A 21638-nucleotide genomic window follows, 5' to 3' on the forward strand; every position below is an offset into this window, starting at 1 on the left:
TCGCCACAGGTACAGTGTTCGCCCTTCGCTTACTCGGCCGACTTTTGCTTCAGACGTTCCAGAATCGCATTGGCGCTGCCTTCGTTCGGCGTGATGCCGGCGTCGCGCAACTTGCGCTCCAGGTCGGTACCCGTCGAGGCGTCAGCCAGTTCGTCCTGGGCTTGCAGTTCAGCGGCGCGTTGCTGCTGTTTGGCTTGCAAGCGATTCAACGTACCGACGGCGGTTTCCAGCTTGCCGTTGGCACCGCCACTGGCGATGGACGCGCTGACCTGGGCCTTCTGTACGCTGTCGCGCGCCTTGGCCATGTCCACTTGCTGACGCAGGCTTTTAATCCGGCTTTCGGCCTTGGTGATGTCCTTGCGCATGCTTTCAGCGTACCCACCGAACTCGGCGGCCTGCTTTTGCTCGACGTCCAATTCGTTGGTCAGGGTCGAAATGGCCTCGGCCACTTCCAGCGCCAGGTCTTCACGGTTGGCCTGGATAGCGGCCATCGCCTTGGACTCCAGGTCCTTGATCTTGGCGTTGTACTCGCCGACGCGATCATTCGCCAGTTTGTGCTTGGCCATGATGCTGACCAGCTCACGCTTGGCGTTGGCCAGCGCGCTGTCGGCATCGCGAATTTCCTGGTCGAGGATGCGCAGGGCTTGTTGGTCGACGATGGATTCGCCGACTTCGTTGGCACCGCCACGCAGCGCGGTGAACAATTTGCTCCAGATGGACTGAGTCATTGGATATTCCCTACTGATTAGTTGAAGAAGCGTTCAAAGGCTTCGCTGGCGCGCTGCACGTTATCGACGAGGGTTTTTACCTCGGTCACGATGTTCGTCAGGCTGGAGTCGGAGCTCAACGCGCCGAACATGTTGTAAACAACTTGCCCGTTCGGCATGGACTCGATGCCGATCGAAGACAGCGGGAACATTTCCCGGCTGCGCAACACGGCGTCATTGAAGGCAGGTACATCGTTGATGGACTCGACGTCGACCAGAACGGTGTCGACGATGATCTGCTCGCCGACCACCGCGATGTAAATCGGCAGGCCACCGAAGTCGTTCATTTCCAGCTTGATGCTGGACTCGGAGCCTTGAACCAGAGAAAGCGTAATGTCGTTGGAGACCACGTCGTCCAGGGCCTGAAGCGCACTGAAGAGGCGATCGATGTTCCAGTTGGTACCTGCGCTCATGTAATTCTCCGACATGAATGAGCCAGCCAGAATCGGCTGGCGAAGCTGTTTCTCCATCTGCTTGAGCAGGCTTCGGTTTTCGGGAAGCACCCAAGTCTCGTGTTTCACATAACCGGCGGCCGCCAGACCCGCGCGCATCTGCTTCATATAAAAGCTCGATGGCTTCTTTGCGGGCGATTTCAAGCGCTCTCCCTTGCGGCTTGCTGAATCTGTATCGGGCCCTGCTGGCGGGCTCGATGGAGAGCTGCTTTTCATGGTACTGACCTCGTTGTGAAAAACTCACGCGTGAGAAACACTACAGGCAATTTCGATCGTGCTCAATAGCTCACGCGTGAGATTTTTTCGGTGCGTTTTTCGGCCATCAAAAATAGCTGGGCAAGCGATAGGCGCTCCCTGGGAAACGCCCTGCAAGCAAAAAGGATCAGTCCTGCTGGCCTTTGAAAATCACACCCCACTCACTCCCGTGTTCCCCCCACCCACCTGTGTTCCCAGGTGACACCCCCCGACCTTACCCCCATCGCATAAACATCAAATGAAACGTCCTACACACATATCTAAACAAACCGTTTAAGCGCCAATTCCCCGACTCCCCTCTCCGCTGGCCCAAAACCTGCTTATTGCACACCGTACAATAAAACCGGCTCAAGCCGGGCTCACCCTCAACCACTGCTGCGTAATGCAGCCAGGGGAATGCTGATGTCTACAACACCGCTTCACTCTTCCAACCATGGCTTGGCGCGATCGCTCAAGGAGCGCCACGTCATGTTGATCGCTATCGGCGGCATTATCGGGGCCGGATTGTTTTTGGGGTCGGGCAAGGCGATTGCCACGGCGGGGCCGGCGCTGTTGCTGGCGTATGCATTGTGTGGAGGGATGGTTTATTTGATTGCGCGGGCGCTGGGAGAGTTGTCGTTGTATCGGCCCAGCAGTGGGTCGTTTGCGACGTATGCGGAGGAGTTTTTGGGGCCGCGGGTGGCATTTATCACGGGGTGGTCGTATTGGATGATCTGGATTCTGGTCGGGGTGCTGGAGGTGACCGGGATTGGCTTGCTAATGAAGTATTGGTACCCGGAGTTGCCGCAGTGGATTCCCGCGTTGGTCACTGTCGGCGTGTTGATGGTGATCAATCTGTTTGCGGTGAAGACGTTTGGTGAGGTGGAGTTCTGGCTGGCGTTGATCAAGGTGTTGACGATTGTCGGGCTGATTGGGGCGGGGTTGGTGATTTTGTTGTTTGGGCTGGAGACGTCTGCGCAGACGACACCCTCAGTCGCGAATCTCTGGCAGCACGGTGGTTTTTTTCCGAATGGCTGGAAGGGCTTCTGGTTCGCGGTGCCTGTCGCCGCGTTTACCTTTGCCGGGGTGGAGGTGATTGGTTTGGTGGCGGCGGAAACGGCCGAGCCGCAGCGCACCTTGCCACGAGCGATCAATAGCATCCTGTGGCGCATGGCGATTTTTTACCTGGGGTCGACCGCTGTGATCATGGCGCTGTACCCGTGGAACCAGATCGACACCGCGCAAAGCCCGTTTGTGATGGTGTTCGACAGTATTGGGCTGGGTGTGGCGGCCGGATTTATCAATTTCGTGGTGATCAGCGCGCTGGCGTCCTCGTGCAATACCGGACTGTTTGCCACCAGCCGCATGTTGTTTGCGCTGTCGCATATCCGGCAGGCGCCGCGTCAGCTGCAGGTGTTGAGCCCGCAACAGGTGCCGGCCCGTTGCTTGATGGTGTCGACCGCCATTTTGCTAGTGGGGGTGCTGCTGAATTATTTGATCCCGGAGAGCATTTTCAGCCTGTTGATCACGGGAATCCTGGGCCTGTTGATTTGGGTGTGGATGGTGATCATCACCGCGCATATGGCCTATCGCCGTAAGGTGCAGCGCAGCGAGCTGGCAGAAGTGGATTACCGCCTGCCCTGGCCCAAGGTCAGCAGTGTGCTCGTGCTGGGTTACCTGGGCGTGCTGACGGTGTTGGTGATCCGCGACCCGGAAACGCGCGCGGCGTTTTACGTGGCGGCGGCGTGGTTTGGCTTATTGATGCTGGTGTATCCGAAACGTGCTGCGTCGAAGGGGGTGAGTGATGCCTGGCAAGCTTGAGTTGGAGCGTTGCATTCAACGGTACATCCGGGCCAATCCCAAGAGTGCGCGCCAGTTGGAGTGGGCCGCGCAGGTGATGCCCGGCGGCAACACGCGCTCGGTGCTGTTTTATGAGCCGTTTCCGTTGGTGATGACAGGCGGCAGCGGGTGTTTTCTCGATGATCTGGATGGGCACCGCTACGTCGACTTCCTCGCGGAATACACGGCAGCGCTGTATGGACACTCCCATCCGGCGATTACCCATGCGCTGACAAAGGCGATGGCGAATGGGCTGAACCTGAGCGCCCATACGGAATGGGAGGCGCGGCTGGCAACACTGATTGTGGAGCGCTTCGGCTGTATCGAGCAGGTGCGGTTTACCAACTCCGGCACCGAGGCGAATCTGCTCGCGCTGGCGGCGGCGAAGGCCTACACCGGGCGCAGCGGAGTCATCGCGTTCAACGGCGGTTATCACGGCGGTGTGTTGAGTTTTGCCGGGGCAAGCACGGCGATGAATGTGCCGCATCGGGTCTACTTGGCCGACTACAACGACCTGGACAGCGTCGAGCGTTTGCTGCATGAGCATGTCGACATTGCGGCCATCCTGGTGGAGCCGATGCTGGGTGCGGGCGGGTGTATCTGTGCCGAGCCGGGTTTTCTCGAAGGGTTGCGCGAAAGGAGCCACGCCCATGGCACGCTGCTGATCTTCGATGAAGTAATGACCTCGCGCCTAGCCCCCGGCGGCCTGCAGGAAAAGCTCGGCATCACCCCGGACCTGATCACCCTGGGCAAATACCTCGGCGGTGGCATGCCGTGCGGCGTGCTCGGTGGGCGGCGGGACATCCTGGCGCAGTTTGACCCGCGCCATGGATGCCTGTCCCATGCGGGCACGTTCAATAACAATGTGCTGACCATGGCGGCGGGCATCGCCGGACTGGAGCAGGTGTACACCCGCGAAGCAGCGTTGGAACTCAATGCCCGTGGCGACAGGTTGCGCGGCCAGCTCAATGAGGTGCTGGCGCCCATGTCGATGCAATTTACCGGGCAAGGATCGGTGATGAATCTGCATCCCACGGGCTTACCGATTCGTCGTCCGTCAGATATCCCAACGGACCGAAACGACCTGCGCGACCTGTTCTTCTTTCACCTGCTCGAATGTGGGATCTACAGCGCGCGGCGCGGGTTGTTTGCGCTGAGTTTGCCGCTGACTGACCGCGAGCTGAGCCGACTGGTCACGGCCACGCAAGCGTTCGTCGAGCGCTACGGAGGGGGTTGACGGCTATTGCGCAAGAGCGACAGCGAATCGGTGAACCGCTATCCTTTCGCCGTCGCTCAACCGGAACCCACAATAATGACCAGCAAAACCGCAAACCCACGAGGCAGGCGTAAAAAAACCGCTGGCGAAGATGCAAAGAGCCCACTGAACAAAGACGCCATCATCACCGCCGCCCTGGCGTTGATCGATCGCGAAGGCCTGGACAAATGCAGCCTGCGCAACCTGGCCAGCAGCCTGGGTGTGTACCCGACGGCCATCTATTGGTACGTCTCATCACGCGAGTTGTTGTTGAGTGAAGTGCTGGCCAAAGTCCTGGAACACGTTGCGCCAGAGCCTCAGGAGCGGCGCTGGCAGGACTACCTGCGTGCGGCGATGGTCAACTGCCATGATGCCGTGCACCAGCATCCGAACATCGCGCCGTTGTTGGGTTCGCAATTGGTGTCCAACGCCAGCACCGACTTCACGTTGGTCGAGGGTGTGTTGGCAGCACTGCAACAAGCGGGTTTCAGCGGCCCTTCCCTGGCCGCCGCCTACAATACGTTTATCGCTGCTCTTACCGGTTTCACGACGCTGGAGTACGCGCCATTGCCGGATAATACCGAGGCATGGCAATGCCAAGTGCAGGAGAAGCTGCGGGCCATCGATGCAGAACAGCACCCCACGCTCGCGCAGAATATGGACCAACTGAGCAATCGCGGTTTCAGCCTGCGCTGGCAAAATGGCGTGCACGCGGCGCTGGATGAGAGCTTCACGTTCTACGTCGACACCCTCCTCTGCGGCCTGGAAACCCTGGCTGCCCGCCGCTGAAAATTCGCACAGCAAAACCAGACACACCACCAATTGTACGTCGTACAATTTGTCGCTACAGTCCGCCACGCAAGAGCACCCCATGACCCGAATAACAACAACGTCAGAGGTCTTTTATCGTGGCGACTGCATTCAACGACGTGGCCCAGGGGCAACTGCTCTGGCAGCCCTCCCCTGAGCTTCTTCAACACGCTTGCCTCACTCACTACCTGAGTTGGCTGAGGCACGAACGCAAGCTCAGATTCGCCGATTACCACCCGCTATGGCAGTGGTCCGTCGATGAGCCGGAAGCGTTCTGGCAATCGATCTGGGATCATTTTCACATTCAGGCCAGTAGCCCTCACCAAGCGGTGCTGGGTGACCGTGCGATGCCCGGTGCGCAGTGGTTTCCCGGTGCGCGACTGAATTTTGCCGAACACATTCTGCGCAATGAACGCGAAGGCGACGCACTGCTCTACCAGAGTGAAACGGTTGCCTTGCAAGGCCTGCCGTGGAGTGACTTCGCCCGTCAGGTTCGCACCCTGGCGACCTACCTACGGGAAGTGGGCGTGATGCCGGGTGATCGAGTGGTGGCTTATTTGCCAAATGTTCCCGAGGCGATGATCGCGCTGTGTGCCTGTGCGGCCATCGGTGCGGTCTGGGCCAGTTGCTCGCCGGATTTCGGTGCGGAGGGCGTGCTGGACCGGGTGCGGCAATTGTCGCCGAAGGTGCTGTTGGCGGTGGACGGTTATCGCTATGGCGGCAAGGCGTTTGATCGACGCGAACAGGTCCGGCACATTGCCCGCGAGCTGGGCAGTATCGAACACGTCATCGTGCTGCCAGCGCTGTTTCCCGATGAACCGCTGACGGTTGCCAACGCCATCGATTGGCGCGCCTTGCTCCGGCGGCCTACGGTGCCCGCTGCCGATTTCCACTGCGAACAATTGCCCTTCGATCATCCGTTATGGGTGCTGTTTTCTTCCGGCACGACTGGCTTGCCCAAAGCCATCGTACACAGCCATGGCGGGATACTTCTGGAGCAACTGAAGGCACTGCATCTACACCTGGATTTTCGCCCCGGTGATACAGCATTCATCTTCACCACCACCGGCTGGATGATGTGGAACACCTTGTTCAGCGCCCTGCTCTGCGGAGTACGGCCGGTGCTCTATGACGGCCATCCGACCTGGCCGAACATCGATACGCTGTGGCAGATCGTGCAGGACAGCCGCGCCAGCTTTTTCGGCACCAGCCCGACTTATATCGAGTTGATGAAACGCTACGACGTAGTGCCCCGTGAGCGCTTTGACCTGGGCGCGCTGCGCACCGTGATGCCGGTTGGCTCGCCGGTTTCGCCGCAGTGCAATGCCTGGTTTTACCGCAACCTCAAAACGGATATCTGGGTGACCACGGGCAGCGGGGGCACGGACATTTGCACGGGCCTGGTAAGCGGCGTGCCGACGCTGCCGGTGTATGCCGGTGAAATCCAGGCGCGCGCCCTGGGTGTGGCGGTTCATGCGCTTGATGAAAATGGTCGGCCGGTGGTTGAACAGGTTGGCGAGTTGGTGGTGACGTCGCCCATGCCGTCGATGCCGGTGTACTTTTGGGATGACACTGGGGGCGAGCGCTACCGCGAAAGCTATTTCCAACCCTGGCCAGGGGTGTGGCGCCATGGGGATTTTTTCTTGCTCAATGCCCGTGGCGGTTGCCAGGTGCTGGGGCGTTCGGACGCCACGCTGAACCGCTTTGGGGTGCGGATCGGTACAGCAGAAATCTACCGGGCATTGGAGCCCATCGCAGAAATCGACGATGCGCTGATCGTGAATCTGGACCTGCCCGAAGGCGGTTTTTTCATGCCGCTGTTTGTCCAACTGCGTCACGGCGCGGTGCTGGACGATGCCTTGCAGCAGCGCGTGCGTGAATGCCTGCGCCAGGCGTGTACGCCCCGGCATGTACCGGACCAGATCCTCGCGGTGCCGCTGATTCCCCTGACGCTGACCGGTAAAAAAATGGAAGTGCCGGTGCGCCGAATCCTGATGGGGCACGAGCCGCAAAACGTCGCCAACCTCAGCGCCATGCGCGATCCGCAGGCGCTGGCGTTTTTCATCGAATACGCCCGCCGGAGTCGTTAACCATGAAGGGCAACGCATTTATCGTCGGCGCCTACGAACATCCCACACGGCATGCGGTGGACCGCTCCCTCGCGCAATTGCACGCGGACGTGGCCCGCGGCGCCCTGGCGGATGCGGGGCTGAGCCTCAGCGACGTGGACGGCTACTTTTGCGCCGGCGACGTACCCGGTTGGGATGCTCCGGGTGTAGGGCCTTTTTCCATGGTCGAGTACCTGGGCATTCATCCTCGGCACTTGGAGACCACAGAAAGCTGGGGTTCGTCCTACCTGCATCACGTCGCCCAAGCTACACGCGCGATTGCCGACGGGCGCTGCACCGTCGCCCTGATCACCCAAGCCGGACGCCCGCGTGCCAGGCGCCAACGGCCGGACGCCAGCCACCTCGATCAGCCCCAAACCACCTGCGGAGGCCCCTTTGAAATGCCCTACGGCGCCGCCGTGACCAACCTGTACGCGATGTGCGCGATGCGCCATCAGTACGAGCACGGCACCACCGCCGAGCAACTGGCCTGGATCAAAGTCGCAGCGTCGCACCATGCACAGCACAACCCCCTGGCGATGTTGCGCAACATAGTGACGGTGGACGATGTGCTGAACTCACCGCTGATCGCCGCCCCGTTGCGACGCTTGGATTGTTGTGTGATCAGCGACGGCGGTGGCGCGTTGGTGGTGGTTCATCCGTCCATTGCGCAGGCACTCAAGCGGCCGCTGATTACACCCATCGGTGCAGGTTATTCACTCAGTCATCTGAACGGCGGCTACTTCGACCTGCTGGCTTCGGGCGCGGTGAAGTCTGGCGCCGATGCCTTCGCCGAGGCACGGCTCAAACCCAGCGACATCCGCTACGCCTCGCTGTACGACAGCTTCACCATCACCGTATTGATCCAGCTGGAAAACCTAGGCTTCTGCCCCCCCGGCGAGGGCGGTGCTTTCGTTGCCGACGGTAAATTGATCAGCGGCGTGGGCCCGTTGGCGATCAATACCGACGGTGGCGGGCTGTGCAACAACCACCCCGGCAATCGCGGCGGCATGGCCAGGCTGATAGAGGCTGTGCGTCAGTTACGTGGCGAGGCACACCCAGCGGTGCAAAGGCCTGACTGCGCGCTGGCCCTGGCCCACGGCACCGGTGGATTGCTGGGCTCACGGCATGGCAGCGCTACTCTCATTCTGGAGCGACTCTGATATGCACCTGACCTCACCGCACATCACCCCCGAAAGCGCGCCGTTCTGGGAAGCGGCCAACCGGGAGCAACTGCTGCTGCGCCGCTGCCTCGACACTGGCAAGGCCTTTTTCTACCCCCGCGACCACAGCCCTTTTACTGGCAGTGCAGCCACCGACTGGATCGTCGCCAGCGGCAACGCCACGTTGTACAGCTTCAGCTACAGCGGGCGAGACGATGAAGCGTATTGCATCGCCTACGTAACGCTCGACGAGGGACCGACAATGTTGTCCGTCATCGAGTGCGAGGACAGGCAACAGCTGCAGATCGGGCAACGGCTTGAGGTGACCTTCGCGCCGACGCCCAATGGGCAAAAAATACCTGCCTTTCGATTGTCTCTTACAGGTTGACGGTAAGACACGCCACAGCCGATTTATCACCCGCCAACCACCCATTAATCTGTGCCCATGTTGAACGCAACGCCAAACCCACTTAAACAAAAAAGGATTCAACCATGAGCACGCCAACCTACAACCGCTTGAACAAAGACGACGCCGTAGTTCTACTGGTCGACCACCAGACCGGCCTGATCTCCCTGGTGCAAGACTTCTCCCCTAACGAGTTCAAGAACAACGTGCTCGCCCTGGCGGACCTGGCCAAGTTCTTCAACCTGCCGACCATCCTCACCACCAGCTTCGAACAAGGTCCCAACGGCCCGCTGGTGCCGGAGCTGAAAGAAATGTTCCCGGACGCGCCGTACATCGCTCGCCCTGGCCAGATCAATGCGTGGGACAACGAAGACTTCGTCAAGGCGATCAAGGCTACCGGCCGCAAGCAGATCATCATTGCCGGTGTGGTCACGGATGTGTGCGTCGCGTTCCCTACGTTGTCGGCACTGGCGGAAGGCTTTGATGTGTTTGTGGTAACCGATGCCTCGGGCACGTTCAACACCACCGTGCAGCAGGCGGCGTGGAGCCGGATGACCCAAGCCGGTGCGCAAATGATGAACTGGTTCTCGGTGGCCTGTGAGCTGCATCGCGACTGGCGCAACGATATCGAAGGCCTGGGCAATCTGTTGTCCCAGCGTATTCCGAACTACCGCAACTTGATGAATGGTTACTCGGCGCTGACGGCACGTAAGGACTAAGCCAACCGTTTCATTCAATCAGCCTGCCCTGAAAAAGCAGGCTTTTTTCGTGGAGCTAGCAGTACGCCATTAGCACACTTGCCCTAATTGTTACTGTGCAGGCGCAACACTAAAGTCCTTCAGGTGTTTGAAGCCTCAAGGAAGAACTCAGTTGAATACGCTAACCAAGGCCGGACACTACCTGGCACTCCTGACAGCCTTACTGGCCAGTGCCACGTGGGCGCTCGCCGACGAGCAAGAACCTGTCGGCGACTGGTGGATCATCTACGGCAACGGCCGGGCGCATCAAAACGTGATGTATGTGGCCGACCGTACTTCCGTGGTGCGTTCGAACCATACCAAGGGCGCCCAGTTGGTGGCCGTCACTCTGGTGTATGAGGACCCGGGCAAGCCGATGATCGATGTGTACAACATCGAGGTGCAGTGCCCCACGCGCAAAGTGCGCTTCCTCAACGGGCAGTCGGTCGCGCAATTTTCCTACACGCTCAAGCACTTGAAGGTCTCCAAAACCTGGCAAACGCCCAAGGAGTTCTGGCTCGATCGCACGCTCGCGTTTGTCTGTGAACCGGGCAAGAGCAAAGACACGATCGCCATGGGCAAGATGACCCACCTGCAGATGATCCAGACCACCAAGGCCATGTTCCAGCAGTTGGGGCCGACTCAGGAGAAGAGTCAGATGATCGATGACCTCGACGATATGTTGGGCAACAAGCCCTGAACAGCACGCACCTACACGAAGGATTCACTATGCCTACATGGACAAGGCTGTTGCTGGCAGGACTCTTGTTACCTGCCACGCTTTTTATTAACGGCTGCCACCTGATTGCACAATCGCGCTGGGAAGGCAGGGATGCTCAGGAAGCGCTGAATTTATTCGGCAAACCCGACTCGATGAAAAAGCAGAACGGGCCCAGTGGCGAAACGCAGGTGGTGATGACTTGGTACAAGTCGTCTTCCTGGAACACCACCGAAGCCGCGGGAACTTCAATGAACCACACCGGAAACGGCATGGTTTATACGGAGTATTACCAGAGCGTTGGACACAGTTCGGATTGCAAGCTTGAGGCCACCGTAAACAAGGCCAAGAAGATCGTGCTGTTCAGGATTGAGGATGGCCGCATCCTCCATGGCAAGTGCATCAACATACCGTATGTGCCGGGGTATATTCCGCCAGGGTTCTAGGGCTCGCAGCCCTCTCGCACTCTAATCCGCCAGCTCCCGCTCGATCTGCTCAATGCTAGGCAAAACCGTTTGCAGCTCAGCGGGCAGCGACTCAACCAGTTGATATTCAGCCACACCCATCGGTCGGTTGTTGTCGCGCAATGCATATTCGGCGACGACTTCGTTTTTGCTCTTGCACAGCAGCAGGCCAATCGTTGGCCCATCTTGCGGGTGTTTGAGCTGGGCATCGACGGCCGCGAGATAAAAACTCAACTGCCCCAGGTGCTCGGGCTTGAACTTGCCCGCCTTCAGTTCGATCACCACGTAGCAGCGCAGCTTCAGGTGATAGAACAACAGGTCGACAAAGAATTCATCACCCCCAACGTCGATCAGCACTTGCTGGCCGACGAAGGCAAAACCCGCGCCCAGCTCCAACAGAAAGTCAGTCACGTGTTTGATCAAGGCGTTTTCTATGTCGCGCTCCTGCGCGTCCAAGCCCAGGCTGAGGAAATCAAAACGGTAAGGGTCTTTCAGCGATTCACGCGCTAAATCGGATTGAGGTTTGGGCAGATGGCTGTCGAAATTGCTGACGGCCTTGCCACTGCGCTCCAGCAATCGATTTTCGATTTGCATGACTAACGTATTGCGCGACCAGTTGTGTTCTATCGCCTGGGCGATGTACCAGCGGCGGGTTTCGGGGCCAGGGAGTTTGTCCAGCAACACCACATTGTGTCCCCAGGGCAATTGTGCAGCAGCCTGTTGCACAAATTCCGAGTCTGGCCATGCCTGCGCAAAAGCACGCATGTACTTAAGATTACGTGGTGAAAAACCCTTCATTTTGGGAAAGGCCGCCCGCAAATCCTGGGCAAGACGATCAATGACTTTACTGCCCCAGCCCTGCTCAGCCTGGCGGGTCAAAATGTCGTGGCCGATCTGCCAGTAAAGCAGCACCAGCTCTCGGTTTACCGCCAGCGTTGCGCGCTGTTGCGCCGAATGGATGCGGCCTTTCAGGTCAGTCAGCCAGTCGCTGTAGCCCGCGGGCGGTTGGGTCAAGCCGGTAACGGTTTCGCTCATGCCGTTGCACTCTTGTGTTTGAAGGGAGGCTAGTCAGGGGCATGTGCTGTCACAAGGGGCCTGAAACGGTTCAGGAAAGTCCTTTCAACGGTTACAGAAACGTCCTGCTGGCAATTGCAGATTGGCGTATTGCAGGCCCCAGGCTTGACTCTCCCCTATACGGCAACCCTTACCCTGAAACGCCCTGTTCAGGATCTTTCCCATGACCCCACGCACCCTGGTTATCCTCGGCCACCCCTCCGCTACCAGCTTTTGTTCAGCCCTGGCCGAAACGTACGTCCACGCCGCAAAAGACGCCGGCCATGAGGTGCGCGTCCTACGCTTGGGTGATCTGGCTTTCGACCCCGTCTTGCACACCGGCTACTCCGAGGTCCAAGCCCTGGAACCCGACCTGCTCCGCGCACAATCCGACATCTTATGGGCCACCCATCTGACGTTCATTTTCCCGATCTGGTGGGGCGGCATCCCTGCCTTGATGAAAGGTTTCATCGATCGAACGTTCCTACCCGGCTTTGCCTTCAAATACCGTGCTGGCAAGGCATTCCCTGACAAACTGTTGAAAGGCCGGACCGCGCACCTGTTGGTGACCCTGGACACCCCTCCGTGGTACTACCGCTGGTTCTATCGCATGCCAGGCATCCATCAGATGCGCAAGACCACGCTGGGGTTGTGTGGCATCAAGCCGATCAAGACGTTGCTGTTCGGGCCGGTACTGGGCTCTACTGCGGCGCAGCGGGCCAGGTGGCTGAAACAAACCGGCGCTTTATTGGGAAAAGGGAATTTTCATGTACATCGGCAAAGCCGCGCAGTTGTCGGGCACGACCATCAAGGCAATTCGTCACTATGAGGCGATCGGGCTATTACCTGCGCCGCAGCGTCAGGGCCAGTACCGGGTCTATTCGGAGCAAAGCGTTGAGTTGCTGATGTTTATCAAGTGCGCGCAGCAACTGGGCTTCAAGCTCAAGGAGTTGCAGGACATTCTCCGAGGCCATCAAGGCGACGCGCTGCCTTGGGACCGGGCGGACCAGGCTATCGCTGGAAAGAAACACCAATTAGCCACACAGATCGCTGCGCTGCAGACGATGCAAACAGGGTTACTTGAGTTCGAAGCCCAGTTAAAGGACGCGCAGGGGCGATGCTTTTTACCGACAACAGCGCCCACCTGAATGGAAGGTGAGCCGAATAGGACACATAATCGGCTCACTAAATGAGCCGAATAGCTTTTCTATTCGGCTCACCTTCTCAGGTACTCCTCCATGGATCGCCCGTTCTGGATCTGGCAACACATCGACTGGCCGCACTTTCATTGGCAACCTGGGCGCCTTGCGGTGTTGTTGCGCGAGTGCGGGCAAGCCCAAGGCAAGCTGCTGGGCAAGCTCGGTGCCGTCAGCCAGCCAGTCAGTGCGCAGAATGAGCTGGATGCGTTGCTGCAAAATGTCCTGACCTCTTCGGCAATCGAGGGGAACAACTGAACGTTGGCTCAGTGCGCTCGTCACTGGCGCGCCGTTTGGGTTTGGAACCCTTGAACGGCCAGGTAAGCCGCCGCAGCGAAGGCCTTGCCGAGCTGATGATGGATGCCACACAACCATTCGACCAACCCTTCACCCTTGCCCGCTTACTGAATTGGCACCATTTATTGTTCCCGGATGCGGAAACTGGCCTTGCCGCGCGTGCGCTGAATGTCGGGACGTTGAGGGGGGATGAGCCGATGCAAGTGATGTCGGGTCGACTTGATCGACCAACGGTTCATTTCGAAGCACCGCCGCGCCTGGGCCTGGAGCAAGCGCTGGATGACTTCCTGGCGTCGTTCGAAACCAGCCGCCATCAACCAGAGCTGGACCCTTTGGTACGCGCCGGCGTGGCGCACTTCTGGTTTGTCACGCTGCACCCGTTCGATGACGGCAATGGTCGCCTGACCCGCGCAATCACTGACCTGGCGCTGGCCCAAGGCGAGCATCAGGCCATCCGTTTTTATGCAATGTCGGCCAGCATCCTCGAAGACCGCGCCGGTTACTACAACGCGCTAGCGTCCAGTCAGAAAGCCACGCTGGATATCACCGACTGGTTGGCGTGGTTCCTCAAGACACTGCTCCGCAGCGTGCAACAAGCCATGGCGCGGATTGACCGGGTATTGGACAAGAGCCGGTTTTGGCAGCAGCACCGTGACCTCGCCTTGTCTGCCGAACAGATCAAGGTGCTCAACCGTCTGCTCGACGGTGGCGAGAAAGGTTTTGAGCACGGCATCAGCGCCGCGCAGTACCAGGCGGTGGCTAAGGTTTCCAAGGCCACGGCCACGAGGCATCTGGCTGACCTGCTGGAAAAGAACTGCCTGGTCCGACTCCCCGGAGGCGGCCGCAGCACGCGGTATCAGGTCAGTACAGCGGGAGAATGACACCCCCGCTCATTTGCCCAGAATCCCCATGTCTGCTAGTGTCGCGCCGGTTTACCGTCTACCGGAATAGCCGCCATGGCCCGCAAAAAAGTTGCACTCGATTTCGAACAATCCCTCGCCGACCTGCAAACCCTGGTCGAGCGTCTGGAGAACGGCGAGTTGTCGCTGGAAGACTCGTTGACAGCGTTTGAGCAAGGTATCGGCCTGACCCGCGACTGCCAGAGCGCTTTGGCGCAGGCGGAACAGAAGGTCCAGGTATTGCTGGAACGTGACGGGGAGTTGGCCGAAGAGCCTTTCGATGCGGAACAGCCCGAATGATCGACGCGTATCAGGCCAGTAGCCAAGCCCGGGTCAATGCGGCGTTGGAACCTTTGTTTGTTGCGCCAAGCCCCGAACTCAAGCGTCTTTACGAAGCCATGCGCTACAGCGTGATGAATGGCGGCAAGCGCGTGCGCCCGTTGCTGGCCTATGCGGCCTGTGAAGCCTTGGGCGCGCCGGCCGAACAGGCGAATGGCGCGGCGTGTGCGGTGGAGTTGATTCACGCCTATTCGTTGGTGCATGACGATTTGCCGGCGATGGACGACGATGATTTGCGTCGCGGCCAGCCGACCACCCACAAAGCGTTTGATGAAGCGTGCGCGATCCTCGCCGGTGACGGCCTGCAAAGCCTGGCGTTCAGCGCACTGCTGGACCCGGCGCTGAGCAGCGTCAACGCCGACATCCGTCTGCGTATGGTTACCGCCCTGGCCGTGGCTGCAGGCCCCGCCGGTATGGTCGGTGGCCAAGCCATCGACCTCGGTTCGGTGGGCCAGAAGCTTGATCAACACGCCCTGGAATACATGCACCGGCACAAGACCGGCGCCTTGATCGAAGCCGCCGTGCACTTGGGCGCCCTCGCCAGTGGGCGGGCCGAAGCCCCTCAATTGGCGGCGCTGAAGACCTACGCGCTGGCCGTTGGCCTGGCGTTCCAGGTGCAGGACGACATTCTCGACGTAGAAAGTGACACCGCCACCCTGGGCAAGCGCCAAGGCGCCGATATCGCACGGGACAAACCGACTTATCCTGCGCTGCTAGGGCTGGAATCGGCCAAGGCTTATGCCCTGGAACTGCGCGACCAGGCCCTGGACGCCCTGCGACCTTTCGACGCGGCGGCCGGGCCACTGCGTGACTTGGCGCGGTATATCGTCGAACGCCGGCACTGATTACAGCGGCCATTTCAGCCGCATATCGGCCAAGTTCGGCGCTCTGCGTGGGCAGTTTGCGATGCTTGAGGTAAACTGCCGCCTCTTCTATACCTATAACGATTCGCCTGATGCCCACGACGTTTCAAGAGATTCCCCGCAAGCGCCCGTCCACGCCCCTGCTCGACCGTGCTGCCACGCCGGACGGCCTGCGTCGGTTGGGTGAAGCCGAGCTGGAAACCCTGGCCGATGAGTTGCGCCTGGAATTGCTCTACACGGTCGGCCAGACCGGTGGGCATTTTGGTGCTGGCCTGGGCGTCATCGAGCTGACCATCGCCCTGCACTACGTGTTCGACACCCCGGACGACCGGCTGGTGTGGGACGTGGGCCATCAGGCGTATCCGCATAAAATCCTTACGGGTCGCCGCGAGCAAATGGGCACCCTGCGCCAGAAGGACGGCGTTGCTGCCTTCCCGCGTCGCTCCGAGAGCGAGTACGACACCTTTGGCGTCGGCCATTCCAGCACCTCCATCAGTGCAGCGCTGGGCATGGCGATTGCCGCCCGTCTGCAAGGCAGCGATCGCAAGGCGATTGCCGTGATTGGTGATGGCGCGCTGACTGCCGGCATGGCCTTCGAAGCGCTGAACCATGCGCCGGAAGTGGACGCCAACATGCTGGTGATCCTCAACGACAACGACATGTCGATCTCGCGCAATGTCGGTGGCCTGTCCAACTACCTGGCAAAAATCCTCTCCAGCCGCACTTACGCCAGCATGCGCGAAGGCAGCAAGAAGGTGCTCTCGCGCCTGCCCGGCGCGTGGGAAATTGCCCGGCGCACCGAAGAATACGCCAAGGGCATGCTGGTGCCTGGCACCCTGTTTGAAGAGCTGGGCTGGAACTACATCGGCCCTATCGACGGCCACGACCTGCCGACCCTGATTGCCACCCTGCGCAACATGCGTGACCTCAAGGGCCCGCAGTTCCTGCACATCGTCACCAAGAAAGGCAAAGGCTTTGCCCCGGCAGAAGTCGACCCGATCGGCTATCACGCAATTACCAAGCTGGAACCGCTGGACGCCCCCGCCGCTGCGCCGAAAAAAGCCAGCGGGCCTAAGTATTCCGGTGTGTTTGGCGAATGGCTGTGCGACATGGCCGCCGCCGACCCGCGCCTGGTGGGCATTACTCCGGCGATGAAGGAAGGCTCCGACCTGGTGGCGTTCAGCGAACGTTTCCCGCTGCGCTACTTTGACGTGGCGATTGCCGAGCAGCACGCAGTTACATTCGCCGCCGGCATGGCCTGTGAAGGCGCCAAGCCGGTAGTAGCGATCTACTCGACGTTCCTGCAACGCGGTTACGACCAGTTGGTGCATGACGTAGCGGTGCAAAACCTAGACGTGCTGTTTGCCATCGACCGCGCCGGTTTGGTCGGCGAAGACGGCCCGACCCACGCGGGCAGCTTCGACTTGTCCTACTTGCGCTGCATCCCCGGCATGCTGGTGATGACGCCGAGCGACGAAAACGAATTGCGCAAGATGCTCAGCACCGGCCATCTGTACAACGGCCCGGCGGCCGTGCGCTACCCTCGCGGCAATGGCCCGAATGCCGTGATCGAAAAAGACCTGGAGCCGATCGAGATCGGCAAAGGCATCGTGCGTCGCCAGGGCAGCAAGACCGCATTCCTGGTGTTCGGCGTGCAACTGGCCGAAGCCCTGAAAGTCGCCGAGAAGATCGACGCGACCGTGGTCGACATGCGTTTCGTCAAACCACTGGATGAAGCCTTGGTGCGCGAGATCGCCGGTAGCCACGAGCTGCTGGTGACCGTCGAAGAAAACGCCATCATGGGTGGCGCTGGTGCGGCGGTCAGCGAGTTCCTGGCACGGGAGAATATCCTCAAGTCAGTGCTCCACCTGGGCTTGCCGGATGTGTACGTCGAACACGCCAAGCCGGCGCAGATGCTGGCGGAGTGCGGGTTGGATGAGGCCGGGATTGAGGCTTCGGTGCGCGAGCGCATGGCACTCTTGAACCTGTAAACAACATTCAAATGTGGGAGCTGGCGTGCCTGCGATAGCATCACCTCGGTTACGCTGACAGACCGAGGTGCCTGCATCGCAGGCAAGCCAGCTCCCACATTGGTTTGCATTGTTTTTAAATGCCATGGACAGCCAATGAAACGCCTTCGCTATGCCTTGCCCCTTTTCCTTCTGCCTGCCACCGACCTGCTCGCAGACAGCCGCGACGACGCCCTGAAACTCCCCAACGTCGTCATCAGCGCCAACCGCCAGGTGCAGGCGCGCAACGACAGCAGCGCCGCCAACAGCGTGTTTACCCGCGATGACATCGATCGCCTGCAACCCACCAGCCTCACCGACCTGCTCAGCCGCGTTCCTGGCGTGCAAATAGCACCGACTGGCGGCCGCGGCAGCCTGCCCGGCATCTATATGCGTGGCACCAAATCCGCCCAGAGCCTGGTGCTGGTGGACGGTCAGCGCATCGCCAATACCACCTCCGGTGACAGCGGCTTGCAGTACCTGAACGTCGACCAGATTGAACGGGTGGAAGTGCTGCGCGGTTCACGCTCAGTGATCTACGGCAGCGATGCCATTGGCGGGGTGATCCAGGTGTTTACCCGGCGTAATACCGAGCAAGGCCTGCAACCACGCCTCAAGCTCGGTTTCGGCAGCAACCAGACCTGGGAGCGTAGCCTTGGCCTGTCCGGCGGTGATGAGCACACGCGTTTCAACCTCGGCGCGAGCCTGGATGAAACCGCGGGCATCAACTCGACGCACACGTCATTCCCAAGCGATGGCGACCACGACGCCTACCGCAACCAGTCACTCAGCCTGAACCTGAGCCATTCCTTCAGCGATGAGCTAGAGGCCGGTTTCAACCTGTTGGATAACCGTGGCAAATCGGAGTACGACAACAGCTTCGGCCGCTACGACGTCGCCACCGGGCAAACGCTTGGGCAAAAGCCCTACACCGACTACGCGGTGAGCAGCGCCAGCGGCTATGTCGATGCCAGGCTCAACGAGCGCTGGCAATCGCGCCTGGAGCTGGGCCATAGCGAGAACCGCGACACCAAGCGCGACACCCTCAGCGATGACTTCAGCGTGTTCAACACGTACCGCGACTCGGTCAACTGGCAGAACGACCTGACGCTGAATGACCAGAACAGCCTGATTCTCGGCGGCGACTGGTACGAAGACCGCTTCCACGGCTCCACCACCTTTACCGAAAACAGCCGCTGGAACCGTGCAGCTTTTGTGCAACATCGGTTCCACGGCCAATGGTTTTCCACCGAGTTGGGGATACGGCGCGACCAGAACCAGCAATTTGGCGGGCAGAACAGCTGGAGCGGCACCGTCACCGTGCCGGTCAACCCCGACAACGACGTGCTGCTGAGCTACAGCGAAGGCTTTCGTGCGCCGACCTTCAACGACCTGTATTACCCGGATACGAATTACAGCAACCCCAACCTGCAGCCCGAAACCTCGAAAAGCTACGAGCTGCAATGGCGCAGCCAGTTGAGCGACAGCACGCGCCTGGAGGCCTCGCTGTACCGCACCGACTTGAGCGACGCGATCATTCTCGACAGTAACAGCAAGCCCCAAAACGTGGCGTCGGCGCGCATCGATGGCGTTGAGGCCGCGCTGAAGCAAGAGCTGTTTGGGTGGCAGGGCAACCTGGGGCTTGCGGTCATCGACCCGCGCGACCGTGACAGCGGCCACACCCTGGCCCGACGGGCGCGGCGTAAGTTGAGCCTGGATCTGGATCGGCAGTTCGACAAACTGGGGGTAGGTGCCAGTTGGCAGGCCATCAGCAGCAGCTATGACGATGAAGACAACACACACCGCCTTGGCGGGTATGCCTTGCTGGGATTGCGCAGCAGTTGGGCGTTGAATCGGGAAGTGGCGTTGTCGCTGAAGGTCGATAATCTGTTGGACAAGTCGTATGCACGGGCGCGTTACAGCTATAACGACCCGGGGTTCTTGAACAATCAGGATTACCGTGAAGAAGGCCGGGTGTGGATGGTTGGGGTTACCTGGACACCTGAGATCTGAGTGGGCCGTACAGGCCTCATCGCAGGCAAGCCAGCTCCCACATTTGGAATGCGTTTCCCTGTGGGAGCTGGCTTGCCTGCGATAGCGGTGTCACAGGTCAGGTGCAATCACCTGACACAACCTCGCCACCGCCTCCAACATCTGCCCACTGGGCCGCTCCAGGCCTTTGTCCGGAACCACCCGCACCCGCGTCGCCATCGACGGCCAGACCTTCCAGGCCTCCTTCTGCGCCTGATCCCCCACCAGAATCAACTCGGGATCACGCTGCAACACCGACTCGATATTCACCTGCGGCGCGGGCAGCGTGAGGTCGTCAAACACATTGCGCGTGCCGCACACACTCAAGGCATCACTGATGATCTGCCCGCCGCCCACGGTGTACAGCGGCTGGTTCCACACTTGGTAGAACACCCGCAACGGTTCGGCCCGCTGATAACGCTGACGCAGTTCGGCCAGGCGCTGGCGCAACTGTGCAGCCAACTGCCGACCGGCTTCAGGCCGACCTAATTGTTCGGCGATGGCCTGCACTTGGGTGGTGAGTTGTTCAAGGCTGTGGGGTTCGGCGACGTACACCGGAATGTTCAGGCGCTGCAACTGCTCACGCTGGGCCGGGCCGACACTGCCGGGCCACAGCAGGATCAGGTCGGGCTTGAGACTGAGCAGGCGCTCCATGTCCAGTTGGCCGTAACGCCCCACCGACGGTACTTGCGCCAAGGCTGCCGGGCGATCGCCGCCGTCGAGCACGCCCACCAGCAGGTCGGCAGCGCCCAGTTCAGCGACGATTTCAGACAGCGATGGCGCCAGGCTGATCACGCGTTCGGCAGCCAACGCCTGGGCACTCAATGCCAGCAGCAGGAACGCCAGCCAGTGACACCTCATCCCAATTGACGGGGGATGCGGTAGAGGTAAAACAGCACGAGTGTCGATAGCACCAGCAGGAACAGCGGCACGGCTTCAAGGCCGACAAACACCGCCAACGCACCGATCCAGGCTGGCACGGCGGCAACCAGCAACGCCGCGCGCCGACGCGCCGCCAAGGTAATCCAGGCAGCCGGTTCTTCGGGGGTATCGAGGGCTTTGGAGGTCGCGATCAACGCATGTTTATAGCCGTTGAAGTAGCGCAGGCTGAGGAACATCGAGGCCACGCCGGCAATAAAGAACGGCATGGCGAGCACCGGCAGCAAGGACTGGGCCTTGCCAAATACCAGGTTGATCACGAACAAAGGGAGCAGCGCCAGCGCCAGGTACTGCCACCAATTGAAGGACAGTCGCCGTTTCACCTGGCCACGAGTCACGCGCGGTCGACCTCGCCCTGGTGCTCGTTGCCCATCATGTGGTCGAGCTTGCTGGCCTTGGTGGCCAGGTAGAGCTTGTTATGCGGGTTGTGCCCGGTGTGCAACGGCACGCGCTCGGCCACGGTGATGCCCATTTCGGTCAAGGCTTTGACCTTGCGCGGGTTATTGGTCATCAGGCGCAGGGATTTGACGCCCAGATACTCCAACATCGGCAGGCAGATAGCGTAGTCACGCTGATCGGCGGCGAAGCCCAGGCGCTCGTTGGCCTCCACGGTATCGGCACCGCCATCTTGCAGCTCGTAGGCGCGGATCTTGTTCATCAGGCCAATGCCGCGGCCTTCCTGACGCAAGTACAGCAGCACGCCACGGCCTTCGCGCGCGATAGCTCGCATAGCCGCTTCAAGTTGCGAACCGCAGTCGCAACGCTGGCTGAACAGTGCATCGCCGGTCAGGCATTCGGAGTGCACACGCCCAAGCACCGGCGCGCCATCCGCGATATCGCCCAGGCTAAGCACAACGTGCTCGCGCCCGGTGGCTTCTTCAAGAAAGCCGCTCATGGTGAACGTGGCAAAAGGGGTAGGCAGCTTGGAAGCGGCGACGAAAACGATGGGCACCATGTGCTCCTGATTTCAGTTTTTACAGAGGCGGCCATTGTAACAGCACGTTCCTACAGACGCTTAAGCTGAATTATCGCTGATAAAGATCAATCGGTTTGATTGGC

Annotated in this window: 21 protein-coding genes and 1 pseudogene; 16 read left to right on the forward strand and 6 right to left on the reverse strand. The window is 60.1% G+C overall.

Translation table 11 applies throughout. The features are described from left to right. Positions 1-29 precede the first annotated feature (29 nt). Together BFP95_RS00835 and BFP95_RS00840 are read right to left on the reverse strand one after the other, a co-directional pair. Entirely contained in the window at positions 30-728 is a 699-nt protein-coding gene (locus BFP95_RS00835; protein ID WP_065881133.1) for a PspA/IM30 family protein, read from the reverse strand. A gap of 17 nt (positions 729-745) precedes the next feature. Beyond that, positions 746-1435, reverse strand: a complete 690-nt coding sequence (locus tag BFP95_RS00840) for a YjfI family protein (protein ID WP_082224410.1) — start codon at positions 1433-1435, stop codon at positions 746-748. Between the two features lie 507 nt (positions 1436-1942). Between BFP95_RS00840 and BFP95_RS00845 the strand changes: the two genes are divergently transcribed. From BFP95_RS00845 to BFP95_RS00885, 9 genes are all read left to right on the forward strand, one after another. Then, entirely contained in the window at positions 1943-3274 is a 1332-nt protein-coding gene (locus tag BFP95_RS00845; protein ID WP_256534074.1) for an amino acid permease, read from the forward strand. Beyond that, positions 3258-4529: an aspartate aminotransferase family protein gene (locus BFP95_RS00850; RefSeq protein ID WP_065881132.1), complete on the forward strand. Its 1272-nt coding sequence runs from the start codon at positions 3258-3260 to the stop codon at positions 4527-4529. Before BFP95_RS00845 ends, BFP95_RS00850 begins: the two co-directional genes overlap by 17 nt. 75 nt (positions 4530-4604) lie before the next feature. Next, a complete protein-coding gene (locus BFP95_RS00855; protein ID WP_065873705.1) occupies positions 4605-5336 on the forward strand; it encodes a TetR/AcrR family transcriptional regulator C-terminal domain-containing protein in 732 nt (243 codons plus the stop codon). 119 nt (positions 5337-5455) lie between these two features. Continuing rightward, positions 5456-7447 carry an acetoacetate--CoA ligase gene (locus BFP95_RS00860; RefSeq protein WP_065881130.1) on the forward strand — a complete coding sequence of 664 codons (1992 nt, stop codon included), beginning with the start codon at positions 5456-5458 and terminating at the stop codon, positions 7445-7447. Between the two features lie 2 nt (positions 7448-7449). Then, positions 7450-8628: a thiolase domain-containing protein gene (locus BFP95_RS00865; protein ID WP_065908976.1), complete on the forward strand. Its 1179-nt coding sequence runs from the start codon at positions 7450-7452 to the stop codon at positions 8626-8628. Between the two features lies 1 nt (position 8629). Then, positions 8630-9016 carry a Zn-ribbon domain-containing OB-fold protein gene (locus BFP95_RS00870; RefSeq protein ID WP_065908978.1) on the forward strand — a complete coding sequence of 129 codons (387 nt, stop codon included), beginning with the start codon at positions 8630-8632 and terminating at the stop codon, positions 9014-9016. Positions 9017-9120: 104 nt separating this feature from the next. Continuing rightward, positions 9121-9753 (forward strand): isochorismate family cysteine hydrolase YcaC, encoded by a 633-nt coding sequence (gene ycaC, locus BFP95_RS00875; RefSeq protein WP_049711340.1) that lies wholly within the window; start codon positions 9121-9123, stop codon positions 9751-9753. 151 nt (positions 9754-9904) lie between these two features. Beyond that, positions 9905-10471, forward strand: coding sequence for a hypothetical protein (locus tag BFP95_RS00880; RefSeq protein ID WP_065873709.1), 567 nt, complete (start codon positions 9905-9907; stop codon positions 10469-10471). A gap of 29 nt (positions 10472-10500) precedes the next feature. Further along, a complete protein-coding gene (locus BFP95_RS00885) occupies positions 10501-10935 on the forward strand; it encodes a hypothetical protein (protein WP_065873710.1) in 435 nt (144 codons plus the stop codon). A gap of 21 nt (positions 10936-10956) precedes the next feature. Here the strand turns inward: BFP95_RS00885 and BFP95_RS00890 are convergent, their stop codons facing one another. Next, positions 10957-11988, reverse strand: coding sequence for a PDDEXK nuclease domain-containing protein (locus BFP95_RS00890; protein ID WP_065908980.1), 1032 nt, complete (start codon positions 11986-11988; stop codon positions 10957-10959). 202 nt (positions 11989-12190) lie between these two features. Here BFP95_RS00890 and BFP95_RS00895 point away from each other — a divergent pair, with 202 nt between their 5' ends. The 7 genes and pseudogenes from BFP95_RS00895 to BFP95_RS00925 all read left to right on the forward strand — a co-directional run bounded on the left by BFP95_RS00895 (position 12191) and on the right by BFP95_RS00925 (position 19622). Then, complete coding sequence (locus BFP95_RS00895; protein ID WP_065908983.1) at positions 12191-12835, forward strand: NAD(P)H-dependent oxidoreductase; 645 nt, start codon at positions 12191-12193, stop codon at positions 12833-12835. Beyond that, positions 12774-13154 carry a MerR family transcriptional regulator gene (locus BFP95_RS00900; protein WP_065908986.1) on the forward strand — a complete coding sequence of 127 codons (381 nt, stop codon included), beginning with the start codon at positions 12774-12776 and terminating at the stop codon, positions 13152-13154. The genes BFP95_RS00895 and BFP95_RS00900 overlap by 62 nt, the downstream gene beginning before the upstream one ends. A gap of 90 nt (positions 13155-13244) precedes the next feature. Next, a pseudogene (locus tag BFP95_RS00905) lies at positions 13245-14380 on the forward strand (Fic family protein). Positions 14381-14455: 75 nt separating this feature from the next. Continuing rightward, a complete protein-coding gene (locus BFP95_RS00910; protein WP_003176346.1) occupies positions 14456-14698 on the forward strand; it encodes an exodeoxyribonuclease VII small subunit in 243 nt (80 codons plus the stop codon). Next, on the forward strand, positions 14695-15582 hold the full coding sequence (gene ispA / locus BFP95_RS00915) for a (2E,6E)-farnesyl diphosphate synthase (RefSeq protein WP_065908988.1): 888 nt from the start codon (positions 14695-14697) through the stop codon (positions 15580-15582). Before BFP95_RS00910 ends, ispA begins: the two co-directional genes overlap by 4 nt. A 110-nt stretch (positions 15583-15692) precedes the next feature. Continuing rightward, entirely contained in the window at positions 15693-17591 is a 1899-nt protein-coding gene (gene dxs, locus BFP95_RS00920) for a 1-deoxy-D-xylulose-5-phosphate synthase (RefSeq protein WP_065908990.1), read from the forward strand. A 135-nt stretch (positions 17592-17726) separates the two neighbouring features. After that, positions 17727-19622, forward strand: coding sequence for a TonB-dependent receptor domain-containing protein (locus tag BFP95_RS00925; protein WP_065908993.1), 1896 nt, complete (start codon positions 17727-17729; stop codon positions 19620-19622). Between the two features lie 90 nt (positions 19623-19712). Here BFP95_RS00925 and BFP95_RS00930 read toward each other — a convergent pair whose 3' ends face one another. Genes BFP95_RS00930 through ribA form a run of 3 tightly spaced genes read right to left on the reverse strand, consistent with a single transcriptional unit; the run spans position 19713 to position 21531 of the window. After that, the gene (locus tag BFP95_RS00930) at positions 19713-20501 is read right to left on the reverse strand and encodes a cobalamin-binding protein (protein WP_065873717.1); all 789 of its coding nucleotides are present in this window, start codon (positions 20499-20501) and stop codon (positions 19713-19715) included. Further along, entirely contained in the window at positions 20498-20917 is a 420-nt protein-coding gene (locus tag BFP95_RS00935) for an MFS transporter (protein WP_065891191.1), read from the reverse strand. Before BFP95_RS00935 ends, BFP95_RS00930 begins: the two co-directional genes overlap by 4 nt. Next, positions 20914-21531, reverse strand: coding sequence for a GTP cyclohydrolase II (gene ribA, locus BFP95_RS00940; protein WP_065873737.1), 618 nt, complete (start codon positions 21529-21531; stop codon positions 20914-20916). Before ribA ends, BFP95_RS00935 begins: the two co-directional genes overlap by 4 nt. Positions 21532-21638 lie beyond the last annotated feature (107 nt).

This window comes from Pseudomonas sp. 58 R 12 (genome assembly GCF_900005865.1).
Taxonomy (GTDB): Bacteria; Pseudomonadota; Gammaproteobacteria; order Pseudomonadales; family Pseudomonadaceae; genus Aquipseudomonas; species Aquipseudomonas tritici.